Below are 16,130 nucleotides of genomic sequence, written 5' to 3'. Positions count from 1 at the left end.
TCGCAGCGAGGTAATCATCATGCGGTATTTCAGCAAGGCGCTCACGGCCCTCTTTATTCTTGGCAGCGCGGTGCAAGCGCAGGCCGCCCGGCCCCAGTCCACAGGCGAATACGAGCATTTGCGGGATCGATTGCTCGCCGGCCTGCCGACGGTATCGATCGTCGACCTCAGCCAGTGCAAGATGAAGGACGGCAAAAAGCCCGACGCACTCGGTCCGGTCGGCGGCCTCCTCATCCAGGATTTCATGATCATGCCGGAACCGCATCCCAGTATCGGATATTCCGACAATCATATGACGGTAACGCCCGACGGGACGCCCGTTCTCGAAGTCGTCCAGTATCGTGTCATGCCCGATGATACGGCGACCGTCACCGCCAACAGGTTTTTACCCCGAGGTTACAAGCGGATCTCCAAGCCGATGGTTTTCGATTGCCAGGTCGGCACCGCGCTTCGCTTCGAGCCGAAGGAGAAATCCGGGATCATTCCCGCCGATAACGGCTGAGAATCAGCTATCTTGGGAGGCATCCGGCCTCGGGCCGGGTGCTTTGTTATATCCAAGGGATCACGAATATGGACGCCCTTCTGGCGGAAATCATGCGCTCGCTCGGTTTCCTGACCCGCCTGCCCATATCCCCCACCTGGTTTGAAGGCCATAATGGATCGCTTGCAGAAAATGCCCGCGTGTTTCCGCTCGCGGGCGTCCTGATCGCCCTGCCCGCCGCCTTCGTCCTTGTTGTCGCCAGCGAGCTCAATCTCCCTCCTGTCATTGCCGCTCTCCTCGCCATCGGCGTTCTCGCCGCCATCACCGGCGCGCTGCATGAGGATGGCCTCGCCGACGTCGCCGATGGTTTTTTCGGCGGAGCGACGGAAAAGCGGCGCCTTGAAATCATGAAGGATTCGCGCATTGGCACGTTTGGCGGGCTCGCGCTCATCCTCTCGGTCGGCTTGCGCACACTGCTGCTTTCGGCGCTCGCCGAGCGGACCGGCCCCGGATATGCCGCCCTCGCCCTGATCGGAACCGAAGCGGCGAGCCGCGCGATCATGGTCGGCATGTGGCATAAGCTGCCTTCGGTGCGCCCCGGCGGCGTAGCCGACGCCGCGGGCGCGCCCGACGAAACTGCAGCCTATTCCGCCCTCCTCACCGGCTTCTTCGCCCTTATCGTCACCTATGTGCCCAGCGGCGGCATTGGCGGGCTGCTGGTCGCCATACTGCTTTGCGGCGCGGCAAGCTTCGCCTTCGCCAATCTCTGCCGCGACAAGATCGGCGGCCAGACCGGCGACACGCTGGGCGCGGCACAGCAGATCGCGGCGGTGACGCTGTTGATAGGGCTTGTCATGATGGCGGGATAAGCCATATTTGTTAAAGTATTAGAGATAAAGGAGTAGGTGAGTACGGGCACAAGGGCGTAAATATACTCGAACCTACTCCCTTATTCCCCTACTGACCTACTCCCTTTAGCCTTTGGAACGCAATGGATTCTATCGAATCGCCCTGCATTCTCGTCTGCTCGATAGACACCCGGACCGGCTATTGCTTCGGGTGCGGCCGCACGATCGATGAAATCGGCACATGGTCCGCGATGACGGGGGAACGCCGCCGCGAAATCATGGGCACGCTCGCCGCCCGGCTTGAAACCGTGGAGCGCAAGCCCCGGCGCGAGACGCGCCGCGCCCGCATGGCGCGATTGAAGCAGGGGCACGAGGCATGAACCGGCTCTTCTGGATCATAATCGCCATCATCGGCGCGGTCGTGCTGCTGCTGATGGCGAACAATGATCGCGGCGCGACGCTCGGGCTCGCCAATGACGCCTTCGCTCAGGCCGCCTATCTCGGCATATGGGGCATCGTCCTTGCCGCCGCTCTGCTCGGCTCGCGCATCCGTTTGAGCGATTTCGCCCGCTCCATCGCCATCTGGATGGTCATCCTCCTCGCGCTCGTCGCCGGATATCAATATCGCTACGAATTACAGGACGTCGCCAATCGTATCACCGCCGGCCTCGTCCCCGGTAGCCCGATTTCCGGCAGGAACAGCGGCGGCAATCTGACCGTGACGCTGGCAAAGTCCCTCAACGGCCATTTCGAGGTCAATGGCCGCGTGAATGGCGCGCGCGTCTCCTTCCTCGTCGACACCGGCGCATCGATGGTGGTGCTCTCCAAGGACGACGCCAGGCGCGCGGGGATCGATACCGCCGACCTCACCTATTCCGTGCCGATCATGACGGCCAATGGCGGCACCCGCGCCGCCATGGCGACCATCGACACGCTCCAGATCGGCGACATCACCCGCCGCGACGTCCGTGCGCTCGTAACCGAGGATGCCGGCCCCATCGGCAGCCTGCTCGGCATGAATTTTCTCGATACCCTGCACAGCTTTTCGGTGGAGGGAGACCAGCTGATTTTGACGGATTAGGCCGCCTCCACGGCCCCAACCCCGATCTCCGCAAATGCCTTGCGGATAACCCGGCTGTCGGCACCGGGGCGCGTGGCTTCGCTGGAAAGGATCTGCCGCCAGCGCCGCGCGCCGGGCTGGCCCTGGAAAAGCCCGACCATATGGCGCGTCACATGCGAGAGCCGACCCCCATGAGCAATATGCCGGTCGGTATAATCGCACATGATGTCGATGAGGACAGCCATATCCACGGGCTCGCGCTCATCGCCATAAATCCGCCGGTCCACATCCGTGAGCAGGCCGGGATTATGATAGGCGGCACGGCCCATCATCACGCCATCGACATGGCCGAGATGATCGAGCGCCTCATCGAGCGTAGCGATGCCGCCATTGATGCCGACGAACCGGTTCGGATAATGGCCTTTCAGCCGGTAGACGCGATCATAATCGAGCGGCGGAATATCCCGGTTTTCCTTCGGTGAAAGGCCCTGTAGCCACGCCTTGCGCGCATGGACCCAGAGCGCATCGGCCCCGGCATCCGCTACGAGCCGCGCCAGTGCATCGAGCGCCACTTCCGGGTCTTGATCATCCACCCCGATCCGGCATTTGACCGTGACGGGAATAGCAACCGCCCGCTTCATCGCCTCGACGCAGGCCGCCACCAGTTCCGGCGTTCTCATGAGGCAAGCGCCGAACGTGCCCGACTGCACGCGGTCTGAAGGGCAGCCGACATTCAGGTTGATCTCGTCATACCCGAAATCCGCCCCGATCCGCGCCGCCTCGGCCAGCTTCACCGGATCCGACCCGCCCAATTGCAGCGCGACCGGATGTTCCTCCACCCCGAACCCAAGCAGCCGCTCGCGATTGCCATGAATCGCCGCATCCGCCACCACCATTTCGGTATAAAGCAACGCATACCGCGTCATCTGGCGATGGAAAAACCGGCAATGCCGGTCCGTCCAGTCCATCATCGGCGCAATGGCCAGGCTGTATCGCGGATATCTTTCCATCCCGGTCAACTAAAGTGGAGCAGGGTATAATTCAAGATGGCACTATGCCTTCGGCACCTCGCCCCCGGTTCAAGAGGTGAGGCGCCTCAGGAAAAAACCATCAAGGTTTCGGTGTGAAGAAAGACACATATGTAGGAGGACTTCTTTTCCCGTCAGCGGCGGTTTGTACAACTGTTAATAAATGATTGCCCGGAGTCGTTATCTGCACGGACGGGCAAAACCATACCTCCACCAAACTCACGTTTGTTTCGCAGATTTGCGTTTGGTCTAGCGATGCTTTCACAGTTGCGTTTGATGTACCTCCACCATTAATATTTAACGTACCGATTGGGATTTGGGCTCCGTTTTGAGGCATGAAAACCTGAGGCGCCTCAGGAGTCCCAAGATACTCTGTAAATAAGATATAAGGGTAGGAGTCGGATTTCGTCGGGTCGGAGTTAACAACAATGCAAGGCCCCAAATTCAAGTTATTCTGCTCTCCAGTAAAGCCACCTTCCTTGCATAAGGGTGGAACACTACTCGAAGAATCATACCATGCACCGACCTTTACACCAAGCGCAGAACCACTGTTTAGGACGGCTTTAGAGCCATTACCGGCACCGAAAATATTGTATTCGACCGTATTCCATGCATCTGACATATCAAATATGCCATTTTGTCCGGTAACCGTAAAAGCGGTATCTCCAAAGATGGCCACAGTTCCATCTAATTTGAGCGGCCCTCTCGCTAAATAACCATATAGGGTTAACGCGTTGACATCCCGTATATCCCAGTTCCAAGTGTTGACAGATATCCCATCGCTGTTTTTATAGCATATGCTTCCAAACCGGGTGTGCAGGCCAGCACTCCATCCATTTGGGCAGTCGCCTGGCCAGTCGAGCAACCATTCGATAAACAGCGTGGCCCCGGAGTCCGACCGCTCTATGACAAATTGTGTTGCAGCATCACAATCAAAGTCACCGGTCGGACCGCCGCAAGGCCACTCTTTAAGGTTGGTGTTCATTTGCAATGAAAACGCCCCGGGCGTTTGGTGGCCCAGCGTGGTCTCATCATATACGGACGATACTCCCGACATATTTTTAAAAGTACCAACGGCTTGTTTGATCGTATTTGGAGCCGATAGAGTCCAATCGTTGCCGGAACCGACCGTTTTTGATGCAGGTTGCGTTGCTTGTTCTGATATTGATGGCAGCCTTGCTTTTTGCAAGTCAGAGGCTGTCCAAGCACAACTCCGCTGCGTCCAGCCCTCATCAGGGTAACGCGCAGTAAAACAACCCACTCCAGGCGGAGGGGTGTTTACTATCTTGTCAACCCAACTTGCAAATTGGGCGGAAGCAATTTGAAGAGTTAGAGCGTTGATAAGGCCGAGGAGAAATACGTATCTTAAGATACTACGCATTGGAATATCCAGACTGTTAAAATGATTATTGATATGCATCACCACCATAAATCAATGATTGCATATATGCAATAAAAATCTATCAAAAATTGCAAAAACTTCGTCTTCTGTGCACGCCTCTCAAATCTCCCCGCAAACCGCCGCAAATGCCGCCGCTTTTTCCAGTATCGCAACGAACCGCTCGCCCGCGATTTCTACCTGGCCCGAATTATCGAGCATAATCGCCCCATCCCGATGCGCCATCGCCTGGGTGCTTCGCCGCAGCCGCTCCTCGATGGCCGCCGCATCCTCCCGCCCGCGTTGGGCCAATCGGCGCGCCAGCACCTCCGGGTCGGCATAAAGATGCACCACGCGGACATTCGCATAAGTGGCCGCAAGCTCGTCCAGCATGCTGCGTGAGACATTAGCGACGACCACCTCGCCATTCTCGACATGGTGATCGACCGCCTTCGGCAGCGCATAGCGTAAGCCATGGGCATCCCACGAGAGGCTGAAAGCACCCGATCGCAGGGCGGCATCGAAGGCCCGCTCGTTCAGCGTATCGTGCTCTTCCGCGTTCCCCACGGATGTCCGGGTCACGATCCGCCGCACAAAGTGAAACTCGGGCCGGCCTTCGAGCCGCTCCCGCGCATAGGTCAAAATCGTATCCTTGCCCGAGCCGCTCGGCCCCACCACGGCAATGAACACACCGTTGCGGATAGGCCGCGTCTCGCTCAAGATCCGTTCGATAGAGCTTGCGGCGGTCATATCACCCGCTCCCCCTCGCGCCACACCGTCTTGATAACAGGCACATGGTCAGCCATCTCTGCCCCGCCTTTAAGCTCCCTGCGGTCGCTGGCGGGGGCCCGCACCCGCACCAGATCGGCGCGTTTGCCCACTGCGATCTCGCCGCGATCATCGAGCCCCACCGCCTCCGCCGGGTTCTTCGAGACAAGCCGCATGGCCTGCGGCAGCGTGATGCCATCAACCACATCGCTCAGGAAAAACGCCGCCTGCATCATGCTGAACGGGATATAATCGGACGAAAGAATATCGAGGCATCCCCTCTCCGCCAGTTCGCGGGCCGAGACATTGCCGGAATGCGAGCCGCCACGCACCACATTGGGCGCGCCCATCAGCACCGACAGCCCCGCCTCCCTGGACGCGCTGGCGGCGCCGACCGTGGTCGGGAACTCCGCCACGCGGATGCCCTGCTCCACCGCCTCCTCCACATGGGCGACAGTCGCGTCGTCATGGCTGGCAAGCACGATGCCGCGTTGATGGCAGGCCTCGGAGATCGCCTTGCGGTTCGCCGCCGAATGGCGCATCGAATCGGCCATGCGCCTTTCGCAATATTGCCGGAATTCCTCCTCCGAGGCTTTCATCTTGCGCATGTAATAGACGCGGTAGGCCTCTGGATCGGCGAACTGCCGCTGTCCCGGCGCATGGTCCATCAGCGAGGCCATGCGCACCCGTTCATTGTCCTTAAGCAGCGAGAAGGCATTGAGACAGTCGGGCGCGGACACCTCGCAGCGCAGATGCAGGAAATGATCGGCGCGCAGCCGCCTTGCCTCGATGCTATCGAGAATCGCCCCGGCCAGCACGCGCATATCCTCGACGCCCACCTCCGCCTCATCATCGAGGCCGACGCGCAGCGCATCGAACACGGTGGTGATGCCGGAAGCTGATATCTGCGCGTCATGCGCCTGCACCGCCGCGACCGGGTTCCAGCGCACTTTCGGACGCGGCGCGTAATGTCCCTCCAGATGGTCGGTGTGGAGCTCGACGAGGCCCGGCGTCAGGAAATCGTCCTCCATATCCTCGCCGGCGGCAATGTTTCCTTCGGAGATATCGGCGATCCGCCCGTCGCGGACCAGAACAGATCCCGTAAGCACCTCGTCGCCGAGGATGATGCGGGCATTTTTGAGTATGAATTCGTGAGCCATATCATGCACTTTTCTTCAGGCGCCCGGTCGAGCGCAAATCTTTGTCAGGCACTCTTCTTGGGCCGCCCCGCTCCGGTCAGCGGCATGGCCAGCGGATGCAGGGAATGCACCTCGAACGGCGCGCCGGGTTCCGCCTCCATGAATAGCGCCAGATGGTTCACCTCCACCGGCTCGCTCAGCACGGGCTCGAAAAACGCATCCAGCATCCGCGCGACGCGAAGCTTGTCCTTCTCCGCGACCCGCCCGGTCAAAGTCATATGGAAGCGGAAATCATCGAACACGTAAGGATAACCCCACCTGTCGAGATTCCTCAACTGGGAATTGCTTAAAGCCTCTGGTTTGCGCTTGGCGCGCTCCTTCTCCGTCATCGGCGCGCGGAAGCGGTCGAAGGCGACGACGATATCGTTGGCGAGCTGGTCCAGCTCCGGCACCGCTTCCTCCGGCGTAAGCGCGAAGAAGTCCCCGAGCGCCGTGACATGGAGCCGTGGAATGGTGACGGGCGCGACCGACGAGGCGAAATGCATCAGCGCCGACAGAAGATCGCGCTCGGTCACATTCTCGTGAAGCCGGAAAGGCGCCTTCAGCGTGCCGTGGAACCCGTAACGGCGCGGCTCCTCCGTCATCTGCCACACCTCCTCGGGCTCGAAGGAGCGGATCGCCGGTGCCTTCACGGACGCGCCGCTGAATGGATTGCGGCCAAGCCAGTTGGCGGCCACCTTCGTCAGCGGGTCCCCGGCTGGCGGGGTGAAATAGATCGCATAGCGCATGGTCGAATCCTTGTTCCCCTTTTTGTTACATGCCGAATATGACATGCCAACAAAATCCCGTATAAGCCCCTTTGTTTGGGTAGACGCGGAGGACAGACAGTGGGCGGATTTGCATCCATCGGCGAGTGCATGATCGAGCTTTCAGGCGCGGCGGGCGATAGCTGGCGCATGGGCTTTGCGGGCGATACATTCAACACGCTCTGGTATGTCCGCGCGCTATCGGCTCCCGATTATCCGGTCGATTATGTCAGCGCCTTCGGCGACGATCCTTTCTCGGTCAAGCAGCGCAATTTCTTCGCCGAAAACGGCATCGGAACCGCCGGCAGCCCGATCATACCGGGCGCCCGCCCCGGCCTGTACGCGATAACGCTCGAAGACGCCGAGCGCTCCTTTACCTACTGGCGCAGCGACGCCGCGGCGCGCAAGCTCGCGAGCGACCGTGAAGCGCTCGCAACGAGCCTCGAAACCCGCGATATCATCTATTTCTCCGGCATCACGCTCGCCATCCTCGCCCCGGCGGACCGGGAGACTCTGTTCAGCGCCATTGCAAAGGCGCGCGACAATGGCAGCCGCATCGCCTTCGATCCGAACTATCGCGCGCGGCTTTGGGACAATATCGAAACCGCCCGCGCCGTGATCGGCGAGGCCATGTGGCTCACCGACATCGCCCTCCCCACCTTTCCGGACGAAAAGGACCTGTTCGGCGACGCCTCGCCCGAGGCGACGGCCCGGCGCATAGCGGGCTTGGGCGTCAAGGAAATCGTGGTGAAGGATGGCACCAGCCCGGCCCTGTTGCTGGCAGACGGAAACACGGAATCCATTCCCGCCGTCCAGGCCAACGCCGTCGATACGACCGGCGCAGGCGACAGCTTCAACGGCGCTTACCTTGCCGCGCGGCTAAAGGGACTGCCCCCCGCCGACGCCACAAAACGCGCCCATGCGGTGGCGGCGCGGGTGGTAGAATTTCATGGGGCGCTGGCGCCGATGGAAGAAGCGCGGAAGATGTTTGAGAAAGCGGTGTAGAGCGGGCGCCCTCCTTCCCCCTTGCGGGGTAGGTGCCCGCGGAGCGGGCGGATGGGGGTGGTGACGTTTGCGCCTCTACTGGAGAACTTGGAGAAAACGTCACCACCCCCACCCGACCCTTCGGGCCACCCTTCCCGCAAGGGGGAGGGAGGGCGCGATCCGTTTCCCGCAACTGAAATCCCTACCTGCTAAACCGATACTGCGTCGTCTGCGAATAAACCTCCCCCGGTCTTAGCACCGCCTGCGGAAAATAGGGAAAGCTCGGCGAATCCGGCCAGATCTGCGGCTCGAAGCATAGGCCGGCATAATTCTCGTAGGGCTTGCCGGTCAGCCCGATCGCGGGACGCGCCACGGTGTTGCCGGTGTAGAACTGCACGCCCGGCTCCGTTGTCGACACATCGAGACGAACGCCCGACTTCGCGCCCTTCGCCGCCGCGCACCATTTAAGCGGGCCGCGCGCCGCGGCCAGGCAGAAATTATTGTCATAAACCACCTGCGCGCCGTACCGCTCCCTTCGCACCGGGCGGAACTGGCGGAAATCATAATCCGTGCCCGCCACGGGCAGCACCCGGCCATCAGGCATCAGCGCGTCATTGGCGGGCAGATAGGCCTCGGCCCCGATCATCACCTGATGGTCGAGAATGTCGGTCTCGCCGCCATCGTCGAGATTGAAATAGCTGTGGTGGATCAGATTGCAGATTGTCGGCTTGTCAGTCACCGCCTCAAGCCGCACCACCAGCGTGCCCTCGGGGCTCAGCATATAGGTGCAGTGGACGTTGAGATTGCCGGGAAAGCCCATCTCGCCATCGGCGGCGCGGATGGCGAGCGTGACGAAATCCCGCCCCTCGCCCGTCACGCGCCAGACGCGCTTGCCGAGGCCTCTCCGCCCGCCATGCAGATTGTGCTGGCCGAGGAAGTTGCGGTCCACCTCGTAAGTCTGGTCGTCGATGGTGAATGTGCCGTTGCGGATACGGTTGGCGGAGCGCCCGGCAATTGCACCCAGATGCGGCGAATGGGCCGGGTAATCGGCGAAGTCCTCATAGCCCAGCACCAAGGAAGGCTCATGGCCCTCCAGCCGCAAATCCTGAATCGCCGCGCCATAGGTCAGCACCTTCGCGGTCAGTCCCCCGCCCATAAGGGTGATGCGATGCACCACCTCTCCGTCAGGCGTCTCGCCGAAAATTTCCGATGTCACGATTTATAGCGCCTTTCCAAATGGGAGTAAGGGAATAGGTGAGTAAGGGAACAGGGGAAATTAATTTACTTACTTCCCTACTCCCCTATTCCCTTAAATTCCCAGCCCGCCAATACACACATATTTCGTATCGAGATAATCCTCGATGCCCTGATGCCCGCCTTCGCGGCCAAGGCCCGATTCCTTCACGCCGCCGAACGGCGCCTCGACGGTCGTGATGACCCCTTCGTTGACGCCGACCATCCCGTATTTCAGTCCCTCCAGCACCCGGAAGGCACGGCCGAGATCCTGCGTATAGAAGAAGCTGGCAAGACCATATTCGGTGCTATTGGCAAGGTCGATCGCCTCCTGCTCGGTCTGAAACTTATAGACCGGCGCGACCGGGCCGAAGATTTCTTCCTTCGAAAAGCGCATATCCGGCTTGGCGTCGGCAATGACCGTCGGCTCGAAAAAGGTCAGCCCAAGCTCCGACCGCTTGCCGCCGGTCACGATCCGTGCGCCCTTGGCCTTGGCGTCCTCGATCAGTTCCTCCACCTTTTCGACCGCATCTTCATTGATGAGCGGCCCCTGCTGCGTGTCCTTGTCCATGCCGTTGCCGAGCTTCAGCTTTTTGCTCGCCGCTGCAAGCTTTTCGACGAAGGCATCGTAAATCCCGGCCTGCACATAGAAGCGGTTGGTGCAGACGCAGGTCTGGCCGGAATTGCGGTATTTCGCCGCCATCGCGCCTTCCACCGCCTTGTCGAGATCGGCGTCGTCAAAGACAAGAAACGGCGCGTTACCGCCCAGTTCCATCGACACTTTCTTGACCGTATCGGCCGCCTGTTTGAGCAGCAGTTTGCCCACCCGGGTAGAGCCGGTGAAGGTGATCTTGCGCACCAGCGGATTGCTGGTCATCTCGCCGCCGATCTCGGAAGCGACGCCGGTCAAGATATTGACGACACCCTTGGGAATGCCCGCCTCTTCGCACAGCACGCCCCAGGCAAGCCCGGAATAAGGCGTATATTCCGCCGGCTTGGTCACGATCGTGCAGCCGGAAGCCAGCGCCGGCGCGATCTTGCGCGCCAGCATCGATGACGGGAAATTCCACGGCGTGATGGCCGCCACCACGCCCACCGGCTCTTTCGTCACCATGATGCGGCGGTCGCGCCAGGGCGATGGGATGGTTTCGCCGTAAACCCGCCGCGCTTCTTCCGAGTACCAGAGGATATAGGCCGCAGACCCCGCGATTTCTCCCTTCGCCTCGGCCAGCGGCTTGCCCTGCTCCAGCGTCAGAAGTTCGGCCAGCGCATCCTGATTCTCGAGGATCAATGCGTGCAACTTGCGCATCAGCGCCGCGCGCTCGCTGGCGGAGGTCTTCTTCCAGCTTTCGAACGCCTTGGCCGCCGCTTCGATGGCGCGCGCCGTCTCCGCCTTGCCCGATTTCGGCACCGTGCCGATCTTCAGACCGGTCGCCGGATTGATCACGTCGATGGTTTCGCCGGAATCAGCCTCCACCCATTCGCCGCCGATCAGATTGGCCTGTTTCATGAAATGGCTGGTCTTCTGAAGCATCGCACCTCTCCTTGAGAACAAGCATGCGTCTAAAATTGGAAGTTCGGGGTGATGGTGGGGAATGTCAAGCGAGCGGCCGGACATAAGAAGAGAGCGGCGCTCACATTCATTTGAAGTGAGAACCGCTCTGATATTTTGCGCGGGCGGAAGCGTTGTCCACCCCTCCGGCTTATAAAAATCTCATGCTATACGCCTATGCTGGCCTTGCTGCCGTAACTCAGTCCATATCCTCTGCGATAGGGAGCCGCGATAACCCCGGCATTGGTCTTGCTGTCATAACTACGGTAGAGAACGACCGGCAGCTTTCCCACGGGGTTCCGTTTGCCGATCAGCACCTCCGCTAGCGATCTCATTGAAGAGCCAAGCCAGTAGCCATCCTCGTAGCCATAGCGCGCATAGGTCACAATACAGTTGTTTACATCGTAATCATAAAAAACGATATCATATGGCGCGCGCACAGAGACGTGAACGACGGTTTTGCCCCTCTTTTGCCAGAGAGTCATCAAATCCAGCGTATTTTTTATATCGGGATCGGACGGATCGAAGCCTTCGGCCATGGTTCCCATGACGAAAACATTGCATTGCTGGAGATAATCATCGCGCTGACTGTCGGTAAGGTCCCCCTGCTTTGCGGCGACCACCCGGTAATATCCATTGTCCGCCAGGGCCTTTTGAATACCGTCCGCCTGCTCCTGCCAGGGCGTGAAGACAAAGAATTTTTTATCGGCGGATTTTATCGGCAATTCGCCGGTCTTATTGCGAAGCAAGGTGACTGACTTGTCTGAAATCTCGTTTTCAATGGTAGAAGAGAGATCCGCCGATCCGCTATAGGGAACACGCGCGCCCATCAGGGAAAACGCGGCTTTCAGGGCCAGAATACGCTCCACCGACGCATCGATCTCGGCCTCCTTGATCGTTCCGTTTCTGACCTTATCGGCCACGCCCCGAATAAACCTGGGCAAACGGTCCATATCGCCTGCCGCATAGATGCCCGTCGGCATCAGGGAGATGTCGACGCCGGCCTTGAAGACATTCTCGATGGCTGTCTCTTCCGTGAAATGGTCGGTAATCGCCCCCATATTCAGCGCGTCGGAGACAGTGACGCCCTTGAATCCCAGCTGATCCCGGAGAATAGCCGTCTGGATTTCGCGCGACATGGTCGCGGGTATGATGATCATCTCGCCGGTCTTCGACTGGATCGTGGTATTGTCGAGCGAGGGATATTGGATGTGCGCCGTCATGATCATGTCGGGCGCAACGCCCTTGTCGATGGCGGCTTTGTAAGGCGCGATGTCGATGGCGAATGCGTCGTGGCGGTCCCTTGTCACGAGCGGAAGTCCAATATGGGAATCGACCGACGCTGACCCGTGCCCTGGAAAATGCTTGTACACGACGATCATTTGTTCGCTACGCATCCCGGCCACGAGCTGCTCCGCGAGCTCAGTCACAAGCGAAACGCTATCGCTGAACGAGCGGACATTGATGACGGGATTGTAGGGGTTGGTATTGACGTCGACGCATGGCGCGAAATTGGTGTTGATATAGAGCGACCGCATGGTCTGCGCTATGCTCTTCCCTTGGCGAAAGGCGAGATCGCTGCCGGCTCCGCCCATCGCAGCGGCGCCCAGCGCCATATTGCCCGGATAGGAAGGGTAGATCCACCGCGGAAGCCGGTAGACATCTCCGCCTTCATCATCCGCTCCAAGAAGCAGCCTCGCACCCTGCGCGGTTTCGATCGTGGACAGCCAGTCCGTCAGTCTTTTGATCTGCGTCGTGTCCTTCAGATTGTTCGAGAACAGGATCACGCCGCCGATATTGTTGCTGACGATGAGAGATTTGACGTCCGCATTCGGCTCCGTCATGTCCTCATCATTCCAGGTTCTGAAATCCAGCATGATCTTCTGGCCAATCTTTTCCTCTGTTGTCATCGAGGCGACCATGCGTTTGATATCGTCTGTAATATTCATAGCTAATATCTCTCCAGATGGGCATCGCGCCGCAGCGAAGGTCTACCACTGCAATCTTAAGACGATATTTATCGCAAGTATCAATTTATAGGCGTATCAACCAAAAACATGCGTCGCGATGGAAATCCACAATCCGAGCGTCAGCGCCGAAACGCCCGTGGCGATCACCATCGAAGTGGAGGCGAGTGCCTGCCCCGTGCCGAACCGCGTGGCGATGAGGTAGGAGTTGATGCCGGAGGGAAGCGCCGCCGCGGTGACGGCGACCTTGGCGGTCAGCGGCGGCAATTGCAGCATATAGGCGACAACAAGCACGATCGCGGGCATCAGCATAAGTTTCAGCGTCGCGACGAGGCATGCCGCCCGGACATTGCCTGATATGCCGAATTTCTTGAGGCCCATTCCCATGGCGAAAAGCGCCAGCGGCCCGGCCACGCCCGCCAGCATGTCGATGAGCGTAGCGGCGAATTCCGGCATGGCGAGCCCTGACAGGCGCCATGCCCAGCCGGAGAGGATGCCGACCACAAGCGGATTGCGCAGCAGGCTCTTGAAAAACGTCGTGACCGTCGCCGTAAGGCTCGTCTCGCCCTCGGCCACCCCGTCGCGCCGCGTCGCCCACTCATTGAGCGCGATGGAGGCCGCCATCATCGAGGGCATGTGGATGGAGATGATGAGCGAGATCGTAGTCACCCCCTCCTGCCCGAAGATACCGAGCATCAGCGGTATGCCAAGATAGACCAGATTGGAGAACGCGCCCGACACGCCTGCGACGACGCCCGCCCTGCGGTCACGGCCGAACACGGCGCGCACAGCGCCATGCGATATAGTCCACGCCCCCACCACGCCGGCGAAATAGGCCACCCACAATGCCCATGGCGCGCTGCCGTGGAAATCTGCCGTACTGGTGGTTTTAAAGAGAAGAAGCGGCGTCGAAATCACGAAGACGAATTCCGAAAGCCCATCCCCCGCCGCCTCGGAAAGCACGCGGAACCGCGCCGCCGCATAGCCGATAAAAATGATGGCGAAGATGATGAATATCGTGCCGGCGAGTCCCATATCCCCGCCATAGAATTTGGCCGGGCCGGATGCAACTGGAAACGAGGGGAATTTTAGCAAACGCTTTACTGATGGGGCCTAGAGCATGATCCTGAAAAGTTGGAGACTTTTCGGAGAAGATCATGCGAAAAACAAAAAAATTAGAGCGTGATGCCCGCACGGGCTTAATCGCATCACGCTCTAAGAGTGCGCCACGCGGAAAACACCTATCGCCTTTCACATCTTTCCCTCTCGCGCGAAAAACGCTAGACACGCGCCGATTGATTACAAAAACGCCTCTTTAGGGCGTGAGCCAAAAGGAATTGGATAGTGTCCTCCACCTTCGATAAAGTCGCCGACATCATTTCCGAAACCAGCGAGATCGACCGCGACACGATTACGCCCGAAAGCCATACGATCGACGATCTCGGCATCGACAGCCTCGACTTCCTCGACATCGTCTTCGCCATCGATAAGGCGTTCGGCATCAAGATCCCGCTTGAGAAGTGGACGCAGGAAGTCAACGAGGGCAAGGTTCCGACCGAGGAATATTTCGTCCTGAAGAATCTCTGCGCCAAGATCGACGAACTGGTTGCCGCCAAGAAGGCCTGATCGGAGCATGGTCCCGAGAAGTTGCAGGCTTTTCGGAAAGGATCATGCGACCGCTAAAAAAAGCTCGGGAATCATGCAGAACAACCAAGTCCTCATCACCGGCATCGGCATCGTCTCGTCGCTTGGCGAGGGGGTGGATGCTCACTGGAACGCGCTTTCTGCCAAACCGGAGCCGAAGCTCGACACCACGAGCTTTGCGCCCTACACAGTGCATCCGCTGGGCGAGGTGGACTGGAACCTGCAGATCCCCAAGCGTAGCGACCAGCGCCAGATGGAAACCTGGCAGCGGCTGGGAACCTATGCGGCGGGCCTCGCGCTCGAGGATGCGGGCATCAAAGAAGATGAGGCGCTGTGCGCGACCATGGACATGGTCGTGGCAGCCGGCGGCGGCGAACGCGATGTCGCCGTCGATACGCTGATCCTCACCGAGGGCCGCACCAGCAACGACCGCGACGTCATGCTGAACCAGAGGCTCTCAACCGAGCTTCGCCCGACGCTGTTTCTGGCGCAATTGTCCAATCTGGCCGCAGGCAATATCTCCATCGTCCATAAGGTGACGGGCTCGTCCCGCACCTTCATGGGCGAGGAAGCCTCGGGCATCTCGGCTCTCGAGACCGCGTCTGCCCGCATCCGCTCCGGCCAGAGCACTCATATGCTGGTGGGCAGTTCCTATAATGCCGAGCATTGGAACATGCTTTTGGGCCACGAGCTTGGCGGCTATTTGAAGTCCGATGGCTGGGCTCCGCTCTGGCAGCGCCAGGGCAGCACGGGTGGCGGGCTCGTCTCGGGATCGGGCGGCGTGTTCCTCGTGCTGGAAAGCGCCGAACATGCCGCAAAGCGCGGCGCGCGCGCCTATGCTGAAATTGAGCAGATCGTCGGCAGGCAGATTCGCCGCGGCCGCGACGATCTGGCCGGTTCCATCGGCGAGATCCTGAAAAAAGTGGCTCGCGACAGCGAAGCACCCTTCGTCGTCTCGGGCGCATCCGGCGCGCATGAACCCACGGCGGCGGAAAAGGCGGCGCTCGACGCCCTCCCCGGCGCGGCCATTCGCGGCATTTCCGGCATCACCGGCCATTTGCGCGAGGCGCAGTTCCCTCTCGCGGTCGCACTGGCTGCGCTTAGCGTTTCCAAGGGCGAGGCCTTCGGCCCGCTGGAGACGAGTGAAAAGCCGCTGGACCAGCCCCTGACCGCCGCCATCGCCACCACCATCGGCGTGACCCGCGCCGAGGGTGCGGCTCGTCTTGTGAAAGCCTGAGGGAG

The 16,130-nt window shown here is 59.9% G+C and carries 16 protein-coding genes; 7 read left to right on the top strand and 9 right to left on the bottom strand.

What is annotated here, in order from left to right:
- The first annotated feature begins 19 nt into the window (after window positions 1–19).
- From ACOWVG_RS14130 to ACOWVG_RS14115, 4 genes are all read left to right on the top strand, one after another.
- The gene (locus ACOWVG_RS14130; RefSeq protein ID WP_420962863.1) at window positions 20–502 is read left to right on the top strand and encodes a VirK family protein; all 483 of its coding nucleotides are present in this window, start codon (window positions 20–22) and stop codon (window positions 500–502) included.
- Window positions 503–570: 68 nt separating this feature from the next.
- A complete protein-coding gene (locus tag ACOWVG_RS14125; protein ID WP_420962862.1) occupies window positions 571–1,350 on the top strand; it encodes an adenosylcobinamide-GDP ribazoletransferase in 780 nt (259 codons plus the stop codon).
- A 122-nt stretch (window positions 1,351–1,472) separates the two neighbouring features.
- Complete coding sequence (locus ACOWVG_RS14120; RefSeq protein WP_420962861.1) at window positions 1,473–1,709, top strand: DUF1289 domain-containing protein; 237 nt, start codon at window positions 1,473–1,475, stop codon at window positions 1,707–1,709.
- Window positions 1,706–2,410 carry a TIGR02281 family clan AA aspartic protease gene (locus ACOWVG_RS14115; RefSeq protein ID WP_420962860.1) on the top strand — a complete coding sequence of 235 codons (705 nt, stop codon included), beginning with the start codon at window positions 1,706–1,708 and terminating at the stop codon, window positions 2,408–2,410. Before ACOWVG_RS14120 ends, ACOWVG_RS14115 begins: the two co-directional genes overlap by 4 nt.
- Here the strand turns inward: ACOWVG_RS14115 and dusA are convergent.
- From dusA to ACOWVG_RS14090, 5 genes are all read right to left on the bottom strand, one after another.
- Window positions 2,407–3,399 (bottom strand): tRNA dihydrouridine(20/20a) synthase DusA, encoded by a 993-nt coding sequence (gene dusA, locus ACOWVG_RS14110; RefSeq protein WP_420962859.1) that lies wholly within the window; start codon window positions 3,397–3,399, stop codon window positions 2,407–2,409. The two genes, ACOWVG_RS14115 and dusA, sit on opposite strands and share 4 nt — an antisense overlap.
- 100 nt (window positions 3,400–3,499) lie before the next feature.
- Complete coding sequence (locus tag ACOWVG_RS14105) at window positions 3,500–4,837, bottom strand: hypothetical protein (RefSeq protein ID WP_420962858.1); 1,338 nt, start codon at window positions 4,835–4,837, stop codon at window positions 3,500–3,502.
- 81 nt (window positions 4,838–4,918) lie between these two features.
- The gene (gene phnN / locus ACOWVG_RS14100) at window positions 4,919–5,545 is read right to left on the bottom strand and encodes a phosphonate metabolism protein/1,5-bisphosphokinase (PRPP-forming) PhnN (protein WP_420962857.1); all 627 of its coding nucleotides are present in this window, start codon (window positions 5,543–5,545) and stop codon (window positions 4,919–4,921) included.
- Entirely contained in the window at window positions 5,542–6,723 is a 1,182-nt protein-coding gene (locus ACOWVG_RS14095) for an alpha-D-ribose 1-methylphosphonate 5-triphosphate diphosphatase (RefSeq protein ID WP_420962856.1), read from the bottom strand. Before ACOWVG_RS14095 ends, phnN begins: the two co-directional genes overlap by 4 nt.
- Before the next feature lie 44 nt (window positions 6,724–6,767).
- Window positions 6,768–7,490, bottom strand: a complete 723-nt coding sequence (locus tag ACOWVG_RS14090) for a DUF1045 domain-containing protein (protein WP_420962855.1) — start codon at window positions 7,488–7,490, stop codon at window positions 6,768–6,770.
- A 99-nt stretch (window positions 7,491–7,589) separates the two neighbouring features.
- Between ACOWVG_RS14090 and ACOWVG_RS14085 the strand changes: the two genes are divergently transcribed.
- Window positions 7,590–8,513 carry a sugar kinase gene (locus ACOWVG_RS14085; RefSeq protein ID WP_420962854.1) on the top strand — a complete coding sequence of 308 codons (924 nt, stop codon included), beginning with the start codon at window positions 7,590–7,592 and terminating at the stop codon, window positions 8,511–8,513.
- 181 nt (window positions 8,514–8,694) lie between these two features.
- Here the strand turns inward: ACOWVG_RS14085 and ACOWVG_RS14080 are convergent, their stop codons facing one another.
- The 4 genes from ACOWVG_RS14080 to ACOWVG_RS14065 form a co-directional block, all read right to left on the bottom strand.
- Window positions 8,695–9,708, bottom strand: coding sequence for an aldose epimerase family protein (locus ACOWVG_RS14080; protein ID WP_420962853.1), 1,014 nt, complete (start codon window positions 9,706–9,708; stop codon window positions 8,695–8,697).
- Window positions 9,709–9,801: 93 nt separating this feature from the next.
- Window positions 9,802–11,259, bottom strand: coding sequence for an NAD-dependent succinate-semialdehyde dehydrogenase (locus tag ACOWVG_RS14075; protein WP_420962852.1), 1,458 nt, complete (start codon window positions 11,257–11,259; stop codon window positions 9,802–9,804).
- A 185-nt stretch (window positions 11,260–11,444) separates the two neighbouring features.
- A complete protein-coding gene (locus ACOWVG_RS14070; protein WP_420962851.1) occupies window positions 11,445–13,226 on the bottom strand; it encodes a glycoside hydrolase family 3 N-terminal domain-containing protein in 1,782 nt (593 codons plus the stop codon).
- Window positions 13,227–13,322: 96 nt separating this feature from the next.
- Window positions 13,323–14,279 (bottom strand): AEC family transporter, encoded by a 957-nt coding sequence (locus ACOWVG_RS14065; protein WP_420962850.1) that lies wholly within the window; start codon window positions 14,277–14,279, stop codon window positions 13,323–13,325.
- A 309-nt stretch (window positions 14,280–14,588) separates the two neighbouring features.
- On the opposite strand from ACOWVG_RS14065, the gene ACOWVG_RS14060 reads away from it, so the two are divergent.
- Complete coding sequence (locus ACOWVG_RS14060; RefSeq protein ID WP_188821922.1) at window positions 14,589–14,870, top strand: acyl carrier protein; 282 nt, start codon at window positions 14,589–14,591, stop codon at window positions 14,868–14,870.
- Between the two features lie 73 nt (window positions 14,871–14,943).
- On the top strand, window positions 14,944–16,125 hold the full coding sequence (locus ACOWVG_RS14055; RefSeq protein WP_420962849.1) for a beta-ketoacyl-ACP synthase: 1,182 nt from the start codon (window positions 14,944–14,946) through the stop codon (window positions 16,123–16,125).
- Window positions 16,126–16,130 lie beyond the last annotated feature (5 nt).

The sequence above is a fragment of the Brucella sp. IR073 genome (assembly GCF_049065735.1).
GTDB lineage: Bacteria > Pseudomonadota > Alphaproteobacteria > Rhizobiales > Rhizobiaceae > Paramesorhizobium.
The sequence above is the reverse complement of the archived record's forward strand: the minus strand, read 5'-3'. Positions and strand labels throughout refer to the sequence as shown.

Bases quoted from the DNA above. Each gene is read 5' to 3' on its own strand.
- ACOWVG_RS14115 (WP_420962860.1), top strand. From the start codon at position 1,706: ATGAACCGGCTCTTCTGGATCATAATCGCCATCATCGGCGCGGTCGTG.
- phnN (WP_420962857.1), bottom strand. From the start codon at position 5,545: ATGACCGCCGCAAGCTCTATCGAACGGATCTTGAGCGAGACGCGGCCT.
- ACOWVG_RS14090 (WP_420962855.1), bottom strand. From the start codon at position 7,490: ATGCGCTATGCGATCTATTTCACCCCGCCAGCCGGGGACCCGCTGACG.
- ACOWVG_RS14120 (WP_420962861.1), top strand. From the start codon at position 1,473: ATGGATTCTATCGAATCGCCCTGCATTCTCGTCTGCTCGATAGACACC.
- ACOWVG_RS14055 (WP_420962849.1), top strand. From the start codon at position 14,944: ATGCAGAACAACCAAGTCCTCATCACCGGCATCGGCATCGTCTCGTCG.
- ACOWVG_RS14095 (WP_420962856.1), bottom strand. From the start codon at position 6,723: ATGGCTCACGAATTCATACTCAAAAATGCCCGCATCATCCTCGGCGAC.
- ACOWVG_RS14125 (WP_420962862.1), top strand. From the start codon at position 571: ATGGACGCCCTTCTGGCGGAAATCATGCGCTCGCTCGGTTTCCTGACC.
- ACOWVG_RS14130 (WP_420962863.1), top strand. From the start codon at position 20: ATGCGGTATTTCAGCAAGGCGCTCACGGCCCTCTTTATTCTTGGCAGC.
- dusA (WP_420962859.1), bottom strand. From the start codon at position 3,399: ATGGAAAGATATCCGCGATACAGCCTGGCCATTGCGCCGATGATGGAC.
- ACOWVG_RS14065 (WP_420962850.1), bottom strand. From the start codon at position 14,279: ATGGGACTCGCCGGCACGATATTCATCATCTTCGCCATCATTTTTATC.
- ACOWVG_RS14105 (WP_420962858.1), bottom strand. From the start codon at position 4,837: ATGCATATCAATAATCATTTTAACAGTCTGGATATTCCAATGCGTAGT.
- ACOWVG_RS14070 (WP_420962851.1), bottom strand. From the start codon at position 13,226: ATGAATATTACAGACGATATCAAACGCATGGTCGCCTCGATGACAACA.
- ACOWVG_RS14075 (WP_420962852.1), bottom strand. From the start codon at position 11,259: ATGCTTCAGAAGACCAGCCATTTCATGAAACAGGCCAATCTGATCGGC.